Source organism: Methylocystis sp. SC2 (assembly GCF_000304315.1).
Taxonomy (GTDB): Bacteria; Pseudomonadota; Alphaproteobacteria; order Rhizobiales; family Beijerinckiaceae; genus Methylocystis.
This window is the reverse complement of the sequence record NC_018485.1, coordinates 1,236,135-1,249,828: the sequence shown is the minus strand read 5'-3', so window position 1 is coordinate 1,249,828 and position 13,694 is coordinate 1,236,135. Positions and strand designations below refer to the sequence as shown.

General features: G+C 64.2%; 11 protein-coding genes. 8 read left to right on the top strand and 3 right to left on the bottom strand.

Going from position 1 to position 13,694, the window contains the following annotated elements; genetic code table 11:
* Window positions 1-2: 2 nt before the first annotated feature.
* The 7 genes from BN69_RS05925 to BN69_RS05895 all read left to right on the top strand — a co-directional run bounded on the left by BN69_RS05925 (window position 3) and on the right by BN69_RS05895 (window position 8,436).
* Entirely contained in the window at window positions 3-974 is a 972-nt protein-coding gene (locus BN69_RS05925; protein ID WP_014890655.1) for an HpcH/HpaI aldolase/citrate lyase family protein, read from the top strand.
* A 175-nt stretch (window positions 975-1,149) separates the two neighbouring features.
* Window positions 1,150-3,279 (top strand): PA5441 family protein, encoded by a 2,130-nt coding sequence (locus BN69_RS05920; protein WP_014890654.1) that lies wholly within the window; start codon window positions 1,150-1,152, stop codon window positions 3,277-3,279.
* Window positions 3,249-4,001, top strand: a complete 753-nt coding sequence (locus tag BN69_RS05915) for a DUF3142 domain-containing protein (RefSeq protein ID WP_051013233.1) — start codon at window positions 3,249-3,251, stop codon at window positions 3,999-4,001. Before BN69_RS05920 ends, BN69_RS05915 begins: the two co-directional genes overlap by 31 nt.
* A gap of 129 nt (window positions 4,002-4,130) precedes the next feature.
* Entirely contained in the window at window positions 4,131-5,405 is a 1,275-nt protein-coding gene (locus BN69_RS05910; RefSeq protein ID WP_014890652.1) for a glycerate kinase type-2 family protein, read from the top strand.
* A 106-nt stretch (window positions 5,406-5,511) separates the two neighbouring features.
* The gene (locus BN69_RS05905) at window positions 5,512-6,363 is read left to right on the top strand and encodes an NADPH-dependent oxidoreductase (RefSeq protein WP_014890651.1); all 852 of its coding nucleotides are present in this window, start codon (window positions 5,512-5,514) and stop codon (window positions 6,361-6,363) included.
* Window positions 6,364-6,405: 42 nt separating this feature from the next.
* On the top strand, window positions 6,406-7,113 hold the full coding sequence (locus tag BN69_RS05900; RefSeq protein WP_014890650.1) for a class I SAM-dependent methyltransferase: 708 nt from the start codon (window positions 6,406-6,408) through the stop codon (window positions 7,111-7,113).
* A 3-nt stretch (window positions 7,114-7,116) separates the two neighbouring features.
* Window positions 7,117-8,436 (top strand): MFS transporter, encoded by a 1,320-nt coding sequence (locus tag BN69_RS05895; protein WP_014890649.1) that lies wholly within the window; start codon window positions 7,117-7,119, stop codon window positions 8,434-8,436.
* Window positions 8,437-8,538: 102 nt separating this feature from the next.
* Here the strand turns inward: BN69_RS05895 and BN69_RS05890 are convergent, their stop codons facing one another.
* Window positions 8,539-9,000: a pseudoazurin gene (locus BN69_RS05890; protein WP_014890648.1), complete on the bottom strand. Its 462-nt coding sequence runs from the start codon at window positions 8,998-9,000 to the stop codon at window positions 8,539-8,541.
* A gap of 178 nt (window positions 9,001-9,178) precedes the next feature.
* A complete protein-coding gene (locus BN69_RS05885) occupies window positions 9,179-10,987 on the bottom strand; it encodes an ABC-F family ATP-binding cassette domain-containing protein (RefSeq protein WP_014890647.1) in 1,809 nt (602 codons plus the stop codon).
* Window positions 10,988-11,087: 100 nt separating this feature from the next.
* Here BN69_RS05885 and BN69_RS05880 point away from each other — a divergent pair, with 100 nt between their 5' ends.
* Complete coding sequence (locus tag BN69_RS05880) at window positions 11,088-11,765, top strand: class I SAM-dependent methyltransferase (RefSeq protein ID WP_014890646.1); 678 nt, start codon at window positions 11,088-11,090, stop codon at window positions 11,763-11,765.
* Here the strand turns inward: BN69_RS05880 and BN69_RS05875 are convergent.
* Window positions 11,754-13,397, bottom strand: coding sequence for a L,D-transpeptidase family protein (locus BN69_RS05875; RefSeq protein ID WP_014890645.1), 1,644 nt, complete (start codon window positions 13,395-13,397; stop codon window positions 11,754-11,756). The genes BN69_RS05880 and BN69_RS05875 overlap by 12 nt on opposite strands.
* Window positions 13,398-13,694: the final 297 nt, after the last annotated feature.

Sequence of the window (13,694 nt, the reverse complement as noted above, 5' to 3'; positions counted from 1 at the left end):
ATATGAGCTTCACGTTAATTGAGCAGGCCACGCCGCGTCTGCATCGTTCGGAACTCGCCGTGCCGGGCTCGGCGCCGGGCATGTTCGAAAAGGCCGCGCAGTCAAAGGCCGATCAGATCTTCCTTGATCTCGAAGACGCCGTCGCGCCGGACGACAAGGAACAGGCGCGCAAGAACATCATCCAGGGCCTCAACGACATCGACTGGGGCAAGAAGGTGATGACGCTGCGCATCAACGGTCTCGACACGCAATACTGCTATCGCGACGTCGTCGACGTTCTCGAGAACTGCCCGCGCCTCGACATCGTGCTGATCCCGAAGGTCGGCGTTCCGGCCGACGTCTACGCGATCGACATGATGATCACGCAGATCGAGCAGTACAAAAAGCGCACCAAGCGGATCGGCATCGAAATCCTGATCGAGACCGCGCTCGGCATGGCCAATGTCGAGGCCATCGCGCAGTCGTCGAAGCGCCTCGAGGCGATGTCCTTCGGCGTCGCCGACTATGCGGCCTCGACCCGCGCCCGCACCACCGTCATCGGCGGCGTCAATCCGGATTACGGCGTGCTGACCGACAAGGACGCCAGCGGCAATCGCGAATATTACTGGGCCGATCAGTGGCATGCGGCGCAGACGCGCATGATGGTCGCCTGCCGCGCCTATGGCCTGCGTCCGATCGACGGACCCTTCGGCGACTTCGGCGATCCGGACGGCTATATCGCCGCCGCCAAGCGCGCCGCGGTGCTCGGCTATGAGGGCAAGTGGGCGATCCATCCCTCGCAGATCGAACTCGCCAATCAGGTCTTCACCCCGTCCGACGCCGAGGTGACGAAGGCGCGCCGCATTCTCGACGCGATGAGCCAGGCCGCCAAGGAAGGCAAGGGCGCCGTCTCGCTCGACGGCCGCCTGATCGACATCGCCTCGATCCGCATGGCCGAGGCGTTGATCGAAAAGGCCAACGCGATGGCGGCGTAAGCCGCAGCGCTCCCAAAGAGCGGGGCCTATAAAGGGCGAGGGGACGGCATAGCGCCACCCTCGCCCTATTTTTGAAGCTTCTAAATTCTGCTTGATTATATTCAACAGACGCGCGCCCGCCGATCCGGTAGGAAGCAGTCCGACGCAGCTTGCCGGCCACGTTCAGGGAACCGCCATGCGCCAGCTTTCTTCGAGTCTCGCCTCTCTCATGCTGCTGTGTTCCGCGAGCCAGGCGTTCGCCTGCGCCGGCGACGGTCTCGGCCGCGCCGGATGGAAGCTGGATCACAAGGACTTTTCCAGTCGCGACAATTTGCCGTTCCTCAGTCCGGGCAATGACAGCCGCGTCAACGCGCAGTTCCTGATGATGGACGCGCGGCCTTGGCCCGTCGAGGCGCCAAAAGACGAGGTGAAGCTCGACATCTATCCCGACTATTTCGTGCTTTTCGCGCGTGACGCGTTTAACGACACGTTTGCGCGAAACTCTTGCGATTATGCGGGCCGGCCCGTCAAAGACGTGACGACGACGCCGAGCGACTTCTTTGACGAAGGCACGCGATGCGTCTCCGCTCAAAGCGGCGAGGACGCCTTTATTCAGGCGGCGCAGGCCGAAAAGACTCTTAGCGAAGCTGAGCGCGCTGCGCTCATCCGTTCACGCAAGGAGCTAACGACGGCCTGCCAGGGAAAGGATGCGGCGCCTGGCGCCTCGAAGGCTTATGTCGCGGGCGCCGACGCATCGGCCGCCGCGCGCGAATTCGCCGCTTATCTTGCCGGCGCAGAGTCCTTTTACGGCGGCGCATTCGATGCTGCGCTCACAGCTTTTCGCAGCCTCGCGAAAGCGCAGAATGTGTGGGTGCGCGAGAGCGCGCGCTACATGATCGCCCGCACGCTTCTGAACAAGGCGTCGGTTGGAGCGTTCGCCGAACTGGACGGCGTTCCCGAGCCAAAAGTGTCGGATCGCCAATCGCTGAAAGCGGCGGAATCCGAATTCAAATCCTATCTCGCCGACTATCCGCACGGCCGCTACGCGGCGTCGGCGCGCGGCCTGTTGCGTCGCGTCTATTGGCTCGCTGGCGACCGGTCTCAAGCTGCGACCGAGTACGCGTGGCAACTAAGGCATGCGCGCGATCCGGACGCCAATCTGCGCAGTTCGGATCTTGCCGCTGAAATCGACTCGAAACTCGGGCTCGATTCAAAAGACGTCCATGACGCAAATCTTCTCGCGATCGACGATTTGACGATGATGCGGCCTGCGGATGCGTCGCAGAAGAAGTTCTCGGCGGCCGATCTCGATGCGCAGGCGCGGGACTTCGCGGGCCATGAGGCGTTATTCGCCTTTCTGAAGGCGGCGCGCGCCTACTATGTCGATGGCGACCATGCGACGGCATTGAAGCTGTTAGGGGATCCGACGCCCGGGCCGTTGTCGCCGCCCTATCTGGGTTTCAGCCGCGAAGTTCTTCGCGGCCAGTCGCTGATGGCGTCGGGGCAGTATGCGGCGGCGATCGACCACTGGACGCGCCTGCTGCCGCTCGCCACGCAGCCCTGGCAGAAAGAGGCGGTCGAACTCGGCCTGGCGCTGAGCTGGGAACGCTCCGGAGAGGTCAACAAAGTCTTCTTGAAGGACACGCAACTGTCGTCGCCGCGGATTCGTGCGATGCTGCTGCGATATGTTGCAGGTCCGATCCTGCTGCGGATGGCCGTCGCGGACCCGGCTTCGGCTGAGGAGCGCAAGCTCGCGCGATTCGTGCTTCTCCTCAAGGAGGCGACGCACGGCCAATATGCGGGGTTCCTTCGGGATTATTCCGCGGAGGGACTGGCGAAGGACGACGCCGACACCGCACGGCCCGGGCAATATCCCAATTACCAATCCAGCGTCCTGCTGTGGAGCGGCGGCGCCGACAAGGGCTACGCTTGTCCAGACATCAAGTCGATTGTCGGCGAACTCGCCGCCAATCCTCAGGACCCGCACGCCATGTTGTGCTTTGGCGACTTCATCCGCTTGAACGGTCTCGACGGCTTTGAGGCGTCCCGCCCTGCGTCCGATGAACTTGGCGGCGGCAAATCCATATTTCCCGGCGAACCCTATGCGCGTGGCGAGGTCTATAAGAAGCTCGTCGGTTCGCCGGTGACGCCTGCGCGCGACCGGGCTTATGCGCTCTACCGCGCGGTCAATTGCTACGCGCCGGCGAACAACAACACTTGCGGCGGCAAGGACGTCGAGAAGGCGCAGCGCAAAGCCTGGTATGACCAGCTCAAGACGCAATATGGCGCGACAACATGGGCGAAAAGCCTGAGATTTTACTGGTGACGATGTCGCGGCGCGTCGCCGCCGCGTGTCTTCTCGCAGTTGGCGTCATTTGGACAGCGGCAGCCGACACGATTGTGCGCGCGGCGGATTACGACTCCTATTGGCTATGGGCGGGCGTGCGCGCGCGTCCCGAACTCGCTTCCGCCAAGACCATCTATCTGCTCCAGGCTGAAATCGGACCCGACGATTCAGGTGAGATTCGTCTGAAGGCGCAGGGCGCCACCGAGCCGAGCCCTCATCCGCAAGCGCTATGGCTTGTCTATCGCGTGCGCAGCATCGACTGGACGCCCGCGATTTTTGCGGCGGTCAAACGTCGGCTGGCCGAGTGGCGCGCCAAGTCGGACAAGGTCATCGGCGTTCAGATCGACTTTGACGCCGCAACGCGCGGTCTGACCACATACGCGGCCTTCCTTGCGGAGTTACGTCAGACATTGCCGGCGGATTGCGGGCTTGGCGTTAGCGGACTTATGGATTGGGCCTCTCAGGCCACGCCGGAAGACATTGACAGACTGGGTCGGAGCGTCGACGAGGTCGTGTTTCAGACCTATCGCGGCCGCGCCACGGTTGACCATATCGACGATTATCTGGCGCGCGTCGGACGTGTCCATACGCCTTTCCGGCTCGGCCTCGCCGAGGGCGCCGTCTGGTCGCCGCCAGAAACGCTGTCGCGTCATCCCTATTTTCGCGGCTATGTCGTGTTTTTGCGTAATCCACCGCGATGAGCGAGCCGCGGCGCGCGACTCCGAGCCCGGTTGACGGGCGCTTGAGATGCTGAAAAGACAGCGCCGACGGTTGTCGCAATTCCAGGGCGCTAACCGACGGATTGCCAAAAGAACAAGGTAAAATGCGCGATGTCCGACGATTTCCGCACCCTCCTTCGCGCCATGTTTGACGCCGCCGTCGGCGCCGCATCGCCGGCCGTGTGCCTGCCGCCGCATCTGACGAAGATCGCGCCGCCAAAGGGCCGCACCATCGTCGTCGGCGCCGGCAAGGCGGCGGCCTCCATGGCGGCGGCGGTGGAGGCGCATTGGCAAGGCCCGCTCGAAGGGCTCGTCGTCACGCGCTACGAGCACGGCGCGCCGACAAAACACATCGAAGTGATCGAAGCCTCGCATCCGGTGCCGGACGCGGCCGGACGCGAGGCGGCGAAGCGCATTTTGCAGAAGGTGCAGGGACTTTCGCAGGACGATCTCGTTCTCGCGCTGATTTCGGGTGGCGGCTCGGCGCTGATGGCGCTGCCGGCCGAGGGCGTCACGCTCGAGGAAAAGCAGGCGGTGAACAAGGCCCTGTTGAAGAGCGGCGCGAACATCTCCGAGATGAATTGCGTGCGCAAGCATCTCTCCGCCATCAAGGGCGGACGTCTCGCCCGCGCCGCGGCGCCGGCGCGGGTCGTGGCGCTGATGATCTCCGACGTGCCGAACGACGATCTTTCGGTGATCGCCTCCGGTCCCACGGTTCCCGATCCGACGACGCGCGAAGATGCGCGCGCCGTCATCGCCAAATATAAGATCGACGCGCCGTCGGCGGTGCTGGCGCATCTGCAAAAGAGCGAATGCGAAACGCCCAAGCCCGGCGACGCCATCTTCGAGAAAGTGCAGAACATTCTCATCGCCACGCCGCAAGGCTCGCTCGATGCGGCTGCGGCTGTAGCGAAGTCGGCGGGGTTCACGCCCTGCATTCTGGGCGACCTCGAGGGCGAGTCGCGCGACGTGGCGCTCGTGCATGCCGGCATCGCAAAGCAGATCGCCCTCCATGGCCAGCCGTTCGAACCACCCGTCGCCATCATCTCGGGCGGCGAGACGACAGTCACCGTGCGCGGCAAGGGGCGGGGCGGACGCGACGCCGAATTCCTGCTGGGGCTGACCCTCGCGCTCGAAGGCTTTGGCGGCATATCGGCGATCGCCTGCGACACCGACGGCATTGACGGCAGTGAGGACAACGCCGGCGCGATCATGACGGCGGATTCGTTTGAACGCGCCAAAAAGGCGGGCGTCGATCTCAAGGCGCTGTTCGCCAACAATGACGCCTACACCGCCTTCGAGAAGCTCGGCGATCTCGTCGTCACCAGGCCGACGCGCACCAACGTTAATGATTTTCGTGCGATCCTCGTGCCAAGGCGGGTGTAAATCGTCCTGGGCAAAGCGCTTGGACCCTCGCGCGTGGCTTGTTAAACTGACCTAAAGAGCGCCGACAAGCTTGGCTTGCAGCGCATCCTCTCCTCTTTGGAAGCCCATGAACAAGCCTGTGAGCCCGGAGCCCATCGATCCGCGCGGCGCGGCGGCGATGTTTGAGCGCTATCGACGCGACGATTCGCCAAAGCCGACGCAGTGGAACGACACGCTGGACCTTATTCTGGCGCATCGTTCACATCGCAATTTCCTGCCCGAGCCGCTGCCCGAAGGCGCGCTGGAAATCATTGTCGCCGCCGCGCAGTCGGCGTCGACATCGTCGAATCTGCAAGTTTGGAGCGTCGTCGCGGTCCAGGACGAGGCGCGCAAGACCCGCCTCGCCGATCTCGCCGGCGGGCAAAAACATATCCATAACGCGCCGCTGTTGCTCGTCTGGCTCTGCGATCTCGCGCGGCTCGAACATCTCGGGCGCGAGAAAGGCCGTGACGGCGCCGGACTCTCATATTTCGAATTGTTCCTGACCGGCGTGGTCGACGCCGCGCTCGCCGCGCAGAACGCCGTCACCGCGCTCGAATCGATCGGCCTGGGCTGCTGCTATATCGGCGCGATGCGCAACAAGCCGGAAGAGGTCGCCAGGGAATTGAATTTGCCGCCGAACGTCTTCGCCGTCTTCGGCATGGTCGTCGGCGTGCCCGATCCGGCCGCCAACGCCGCCGTCAAGCCTCGCCTCGGCCAGGGGGCGGTGCTGCATCGCGAGCAATATGAATGGGGCGAGGCGCAGCGCGAGGCGATCGAAACGCTCGACGAAAAGTTCAAGGAGTTCCAGAAGGAGCAGGGCCTGCCGGATCAGGGATGGATTCGTCAGGCGCTGTCGCGCGTGCGCGGTCCGGAGGCGTTGAGCGGTCGCGACCGCATTCGCGAAGCCCTCAACGCACTCGGCTTCGCACTTAAGTAAACTTGGCTTCGCTCTTAAGTGAATCGACAAAAAGGCTGGCTCATGGACGCCGATGTAAAGCGCGCATACTCGGGCGAGATTTTCGATCTCTGGGACACTTACGAGAAGGTCGTCGTCAAGGATTTCATGTTCCACGCGGCGCTCGGCGAAGAGGTCGAGCGCGCCTTGCGCGAGCGTTTCGAGGGGCGGGCCTTCTCTCTGCTCGATCTCGGTTGCGGCGACGCGCATGTCTTTGCGCCGATTCTCCGCCGGATCTCGCCGTCGAGCTACAAGGGGATCGATCTTTCGGAAACCGCGCTCGCGCTCGCAGCCGAAAATCTGAAATCTCTGCCATGTCCGGTGCAACTCGCGCACAGCGACATGCTGTCGGCTCTCGCCGAGGGCGTCTCCTATGATGTCCTCCACAGCAGTTTCGTTCTGCATCACCTGTCTACAGAGGACAAAGCGGAATTTTTCCGCCGCGCGTCGCGGGCGCTCGCGCCCGGCGGCCTGCTGTTGCTGGTCGACACGATGCGCGAGGAAGACGAAACGCGCGATGACTATCTGAGGCATTATTTCGCTTGGATCGAGAAGGATTGGACCGGCCTTTCGCGGGCTGAGAAGGACGCGATTTTCGATCATGTCTCGACAAGCGACTATCCCGAGCCATTGTCGCTTCTGGAGCAGCAGGCGCGCGCTGCAGGTCTTAAGCGCTTGCCGGGCGATGTTCCGCATCGCTGGCACCATCTCATGCGCTTTGAGCGGGCTTGACTTATGTCGGATGCGGCCGTCGCAGCGCCCCCCAAGCTCGGCCCGCCGCGTGAAACCGTCGACGCCGACCGCGTCGTCGCGAAAGTGGCGCGGCGTCTGATACCGTTTCTCGTCACGGGCTTTATCGTCGCCTATCTCGACCGGGTGAATATCGGCTTCGCCGCCCTGACAATGAATGCCGAGCTTGGCTTCACGCCCGAATTCTTCGGCTGGGGCGCTGGGGTGTTCTTTATCGGCTATTGCCTGTTCGAAGCGCCGAGCAATTACATCATGCATCGCGTTGGCGCGCGCATGTGGATCGCGCGGATCATGGTCAGCTGGGGCCTCGTTTCGGCGCTCACCGCCTTCATCTGGAGCGAGGCGAGCTTCGTTGTTCTGCGTCTGCTGCTCGGCGTGATGGAAGCCGGTTTCGCGCCGGGCGTCATTCTCTATCTCACCTATTGGATTCCCGCCGCCCAGCGCGCGCGCGTTCTCGCCGGCTTCCTGATTGCGGTTCCGCTCGCCAGCGCGATCGGATCGCCGATCTCGGGATTCATCCTCGCCTCGCTCGACGGCGTCGGCGGGATCAGCGGCTGGCGCTGGCTGTTCCTGATGGAGGCGCTGCCGTCGGTTCTTCTCGGGGTCGTCTGTTTTTTCTATCTGCCTGACGGACCTCAGTCGGCGAAATGGCTGACGTCCGGCGAAAAGGCCTCGTTGCGCGCCGTGCTCGAACGCGAGGCCGGGCGGGACCATGGCGACCATTGGCGCGCGTTCAAGGATGTGCGCATTCTCATTCTCGGCGTCGCCTATTTCGGAATCGTCATTGCGCTCTACGGCTTGAGCTTCTGGCTCCCGCAGATCATCAAAGCTTTCGGATTCGGCGTCGTCGCGACGAGTTTGCTGGCGTCAATTCCCTATATTTGCGCCGCGCTGGCGATGTGGGCCTGGAGCCGCAGCTCCGACCGGCGACGAGAGACCGTCGGCCACACGGCGCTCGCCGGCGTCGTCGGCGCCATGGGATTGGCCTGCGCCGCCTATGCGCCGACGCCGTTGCTGTCGATGATCGCGCTGTCCGTCGCCGCCGTCGGCGCCATCGCGGCGCTGCCGACGTTCTGGAGCTTCACGACGCTGGCGCTCGGAACGGGCGACGCCGTGGTCGGCGTCGCGGTGATCAACTCGATCGGCAATATCTCGGGGCTTGCCGGGCCCTACCTCGTCGGTCTCGTCAAAGGCGCGACGGGCGAATTTTCCGACGCATTGCTCGCGCTCGCCCTCGGACCGCTGATCGCGGCTTTGCTGATTCTCCGCATCGGCAGAGTCAGCCTTCGATATCTTCGCGCCTGATGTCCAGCTGCGGCCATGCGCCGCGGAAAGGCTTTCACCGCGGCGAAAGCCTCTCTCGTTGCGGCTGATTGGGCGTTCGCCAACCTGCATCGGCGCGAAGACTCAGAGGCTTCCCAGAAGTTTCGTCATGACCTCGCCCGCCTTGCCGGGCAGCTTCGCCTGCTTGGCGGCTTCGAGATTGGTCGGCTCTCCGACGACGATGACGCCGACCATTCCCAGCGTGTAGTGCGGATCGCAACGGAAGCCATAGACGCCGGGCGTCGACAGCGTGATCGCCAATTCCTCATTGATCTTGCCGCGGAACGGCTCCGCGCCGGAAGGGAGCAGCTCCTTTATCGTGACGGCGTTATGCCCCTTGTCGGCCGCGACGAATTTAATCGTGTCGCCCGGTTTGATCCGCACGACCTCCGGCTCGAACACCATGTAACGGTCCGCGCCCTTGTTGAGCATTTTGATCTCGACGGTTTCGCCCGCCCGTGAAGGGCGCGACCATCCGATGAGGATCGCAAGAGCCAAGGCGGTCGCGCCGAACGGGCGGCCAAAAGTGAGATATGCGCGTGTCACGAAGCTTTCTCCCTGGAACTATTCTTAATCGACGCGCCGATGCAAATTTCCCTGCAGCGGCGTTTCTCTTGGAAGAGAGCCCGACATCTAGCTATGCTAATTTCGATCATCAATAACGAGCGACACAACTTTGCATGGAAGACTTCCATTGTGCCGACTGCTGTAGAGTGGAAGTCTTCTAGTTTGAGCGCTCTTCTTCGCGTTTGATTTCCAGCGCGAGCCACTCATCTTCGGCCTCAGCGATATCAGCTTGAAGCGCGGCGAATGCTTCGCTCGCCTTGGCGAATTTTGCCGGATCGCGCGCATAAAGCTCCGGGTCATCGAGCAGTGTCTGCAATTTCGCGCATTTTTCCCGCCACGCGTCGATCTTGCCGGGCAGGGTCGCGAGCGCATGCTGCTCCTTGAAGGAGAGCTTCTGCCGGATCGCCGCCTTTTCGCGCGGCGCGGGTTTTTCTTTCGTCTCCCGCGCCGAGGCGATCGCGCCCCGCGTCTCGACGCCCTTGCCCCGCTGGGCGACCATGTCGCTGTAGCCGCCGGCGTATTCGATCCAGCGGCCGTCGCCTTCGCTCATCAGCACGCTCGTCGCGACGCGATCGAGAAAATCGCGATCATGGCTGACGACGATCAGCGTGCCGGGATAGTCGGCGAGCATTTCCTCCAAGAGATCGAGCGTTTCGAGATCGAGGTCGTTGGTTGGCTCGTCGAGCGCCAGGAGATTCGACGGCTTCGCCAGCGCCCGCGCAAGCATCAAGCGCCCGCGCTCGCCGCCCGAAAGCCTGCCGATCGGCGTGCGCGCCTGCTCCGGCTTGAACAGGAAATCCTTCATGTAGCCGATGACGTGACGCCGCTCGCCATTGATCTCGATCGTGTCGGAGCCGCCGCCGGTCAGCGCGTCCTGCAAGGTGGTTCCCGGATCGAGACTCGCGCGGCTTTGCTCGAGGGTCGCCATTTCGAGATTGGCGCCCAATCGCACCTTGCCGCTGTCGGGCGCGAGCGCGCCGGTCAGCAGATTGACGAGCGTCGTCTTGCCGGCGCCGTTCGCGCCGATGATTCCGATGCGATCGCCCCGCAGAATGCGCGTCGTGAAATTCTCGACGATGACGCGTTCGCCGTACGACTTGCCGATCTTGATCGCCTCGATGACCAGCTTGCCGGACAGCTGCGCTTCGCTGGCTTCAAGTTTCACGTCGCCGGTCGGCATGACGCGATTGCGGCGCTCCGCGCGAAGATGATGCAGGCCCCCGAGTCGCTTCATATTGCGCTTGCGCCGGCCGGAAACGCCGTGGCGCAGCCAATGTTCTTCGGCGACGATCTTGCGCTCCAACTTGTGCTGCTGCTTTTCCTCTTCCTCCAATTCGCGGTCGCGCCAGGCCTCGAATTCCCTGAAGCCGCGCGCCAGATGACGCGTGCGGCCGCGGTCGATCCAAAGCGTTTCCCGGGTCAGATCCTGAAGAAAGCGGCGGTCATGGCTGATGAGCACGAGCGCCGAGCGCAGCGCCGCGAGCCTTTCTTCGAGCCACAGGATCGTCGGCAGATCGAGGTGGTTCGTCGGCTCGTCGAGCAGCAGAATTTCTGGCTCAGGCGCGAGAACTCGGGCGAGCGCCGCCCGTCGCGCTTCGCCGCCCGAGAGGCGTGCGGGGTTTTCGTCGCCCCCGAGCCCCAGATCGTTGAGCAGGGTTCTGGCGACATGAGGATCGTCGAGCGGCCCAAGGCCGGCTTCGACATAGGCGAGCGCCGTGGCGAAGCCCGAAAAATCCGGCTCCTGCGGCAGATAGCGTAAGCTCGCGCCGGGCTGCAGGAAGCGCACGCCGGCGTCAGGCTCGATCTCGCCGGCCGCGATCTTGAGCAGCGTCGACTTGCCCGAGCCGTTGCGGCCGACGACGCACAGCCGCGCGCCAGGCGCCACCGAGAGATCGGCGCCCTCCAGCAGCGGCTTTCCGCCGAGAGTGAGCATGACGCCCTGGAGGGCGAGGAGGGGAGGGGGCATTGGAAGCTTAGCAGCGCCTTATGAACATGAGATAAGCTTCTTCCACGCAGGCGGGCCGGTTGTCACCCCCGAAGCCGCCGATAGTTCCGGAGCCAGAGCGATGCCGCCGATCACCACCGAGCAAATTCACGCCGGACAGGCGGTCTACACGCCGAAGATGCTCGCGATCTACGATCTGCTGGTGCTCGGCCTGTCCAATCGGTGGATCTGGAAATGTCCCACTCCCCGGCTGCTCGCCCATTACGATCGACACATCAGCGGCAATCATCTCGATGTCGGCGTCGGCACCGGCTATTTTCTCGATCGCTGCCGTTTTCCGGCGCCGACGCCGCGCGTCGCGCTGATGGATATGAACCGCGACGCGCTGCAATATGCGGCGCGACGCATCGCGCGCTATCGGCCCGAGATCTATGTGCGCAATGTGCTGGCGCCGATCGACGCCGAGGGCGCCAAATTCGACTCGCTCGGCGTCAATTATCTCCTGCATTGCCTGCCGGGCGACATGGCGACGAAGGCGCGCGCCTTCGATTTCCTCGCGCCCCTGCTGAATCCCGGCGCCGTCGTCTTCGGCTCGACGCTGCTGCAAGGCGGGGTCGAACGCAGCTTCGCGGCGCAGAGGCTGATGGCGTTCTATAACTCCAAGGGCGTATTTTCGAATGCGCAGGACGATCTGGAGACGTTGACGCGCGAACTCGAAAAGCGCTTCAGCGCGGTGAGCGTCGAAACGATCGGCTGCGCCGCGCTGTTTTCCGCAACCGTGAAAGGTTCAGGCGCCTAGCCCCAAAGCCTTCCGCACCCGCGCCGAATAGCCGTAGAGATCGGGGCGCAGCACGATGCGCCCGCCTTCGTCGACATAGGCGGTGAAATATTCGATGTGGATCGGCAGCGGCTTGGAGAGATTGATGTAGCGTTCCGAGCCGCCGATCAGCCGGCGCACGCGGCTTTCCGACCAGCCGCTGCGGGGGCCGAGCACGGCTTCCGCCAGCGCGAAAGGCGCGTCGACGCGCATGCAGCCATGGCTGAAGGCGCGATGCGACGCGGCGAACAGGTTGCGCGACGGCGTATCGTGCAAATATACCGAGAAATCGTTGGGGAACATGAATTTGATGCGGCCAAGCGCATTGCGCTCGCCGGGCGGCTGGCGCACCACGAGCTTGCCGCCGCGATAGGACACGTTGAAGCCGCTCGCCGCGATGGCGGCGACGTCGCCGTTCGCCTTCGGCAGCATCTCCTTGTTCAGGATCGACGGCGGCACGTTCCAATAGGGATTGACGATGATGTATTGCAGCGCATTGGAGAAGATCGGCGTCGGGGTCGCCTCTTTGCCGACGATGACGCGCGTGCGATGCGTCACCTCGCCATTGCGCACGACGGCGAGTTCGAAGTCGGGAATATTCACCTCGACCCGCTCTTCGCCGAGGTCGCGCGGCAACCAGCGCCACCGCTCCATATTGGCGATGATTTCGGCTTCGACCCGCGAGGTCGAAGCCTTGGCGAGCCCGGCGGCGCGGCGCCGCTTGGACTTGCTTGCGGCCGGCAGGACGTCGCTCTGGGTGACGCCCTCGGCGGCTGCGGCGTAAAGTCCGTCGGAGGCAGGCGCGCCGGCGCGCTGCATTCTCATCTCGATGAGTTTTTCGCGCAGCTGCTGATAGCCGTAATGCGTGGGATTATAGGCCTGCAGCGCGTCGCCGGCGGTTGCGCCCGCGCCGGCGACTTCGGCCACGGCCTGCGCCGGATCGGGGAGGGTCGTTTTCGCCCCGACGAGCCGCGAGATGCGTTCAGGTTCGATCCGGGCGCCACGCGCCTGCAGCGCATAGGCGGCGATCGCCTCCGACAGAGCGAGTTCGTCCGCCGCCGTGGGCGCCGCCTTTTCGGCGTCCGGCGTCGCATAGGCGCGAAGATCGAGCCCGTCATCGGCGGCGAGCGCGAGGCGCGCGAGCGCGGCCCGGGCCGAAGCGCGCCATTCTCCATTCTCGATCCAGAACGGCGCGAGATCTCGGGCGGCGTAGGCGGCCGCCAACGCCGCGCGCAGCCGGCGGCGCTCGGGCCCGAGCGTTGCATCGCCGGCCGTCGCCCAGGCGTCGAGCGCCAGGGCGAGATCGCGCTTCTCCTCAGGCTGAAGGCTCCTGGCGAGGTCGAGCGAGTCCGGCTCGACAGGCTCGGCGCGCAGCTCGACGTCGAGCAGGACCGCGGCGGGCGCCGGGTCCGCGACGGCGAAGTTCGGGTTGTCCAATGGCGCGCGCGTCGGGAGGCGCTCCACGTCAAACAGCGCGACGAGCGGCGGCGGGTCAAACGTTTCGGCGCGACGCGGCGGATATTGCGCCGCCGCCGCAGGAGCGGCGAACGCCGACAGGGTCGCGCCCGCAAGCGCGGCGCGGAGAAGTCGCTCGGCCTTTTCGCCAGCGGTCATAGCGGTTCCTTGCGCAAAATCCCGTCGCGGCGAGATCTGCGGCGCCTTTCCAGTCAAGATATGGGCGGAGCGCCGCCGCGCGGCAATCCTCCGTTGCTTCGCCTGAACAGTAAGGCGCCGCATCAGGCTTGTGAATCGGCGCGCGGCGACGCGCCCCGTTCAACCCCCGAAAAAGCCTGACTGTGGCGGCGACGCCACAATGGCGCCGGGCTCCGAATCCGGGTAGCGAGGCCGCCGTCTCCCCGGGATGCGTTTTGCGATCGTCCGGCGTGGATGCCCGGCGCAAGGCAGCACAAG

Bases quoted from the DNA above. Each gene is read 5' to 3' on its own strand.
- BN69_RS05925 (WP_014890655.1), top strand. From the start codon at position 3: ATGAGCTTCACGTTAATTGAGCAGGCCACGCCGCGTCTGCATCGTTCG.
- BN69_RS05920 (WP_014890654.1), top strand. From the start codon at position 1,150: ATGCGCCAGCTTTCTTCGAGTCTCGCCTCTCTCATGCTGCTGTGTTCC.
- BN69_RS05915 (WP_051013233.1), top strand. From the start codon at position 3,249: ATGGGCGAAAAGCCTGAGATTTTACTGGTGACGATGTCGCGGCGCGTC.
- BN69_RS05910 (WP_014890652.1), top strand. From the start codon at position 4,131: ATGTCCGACGATTTCCGCACCCTCCTTCGCGCCATGTTTGACGCCGCC.
- BN69_RS05905 (WP_014890651.1), top strand. From the start codon at position 5,512: ATGAACAAGCCTGTGAGCCCGGAGCCCATCGATCCGCGCGGCGCGGCG.
- BN69_RS05900 (WP_014890650.1), top strand. From the start codon at position 6,406: ATGGACGCCGATGTAAAGCGCGCATACTCGGGCGAGATTTTCGATCTC.
- BN69_RS05895 (WP_014890649.1), top strand. From the start codon at position 7,117: ATGTCGGATGCGGCCGTCGCAGCGCCCCCCAAGCTCGGCCCGCCGCGT.
- BN69_RS05885 (WP_014890647.1), bottom strand. From the start codon at position 10,987: ATGCCCCCTCCCCTCCTCGCCCTCCAGGGCGTCATGCTCACTCTCGGC.
- BN69_RS05880 (WP_014890646.1), top strand. From the start codon at position 11,088: ATGCCGCCGATCACCACCGAGCAAATTCACGCCGGACAGGCGGTCTAC.
- BN69_RS05875 (WP_014890645.1), bottom strand. From the start codon at position 13,397: ATGACCGCTGGCGAAAAGGCCGAGCGACTTCTCCGCGCCGCGCTTGCG.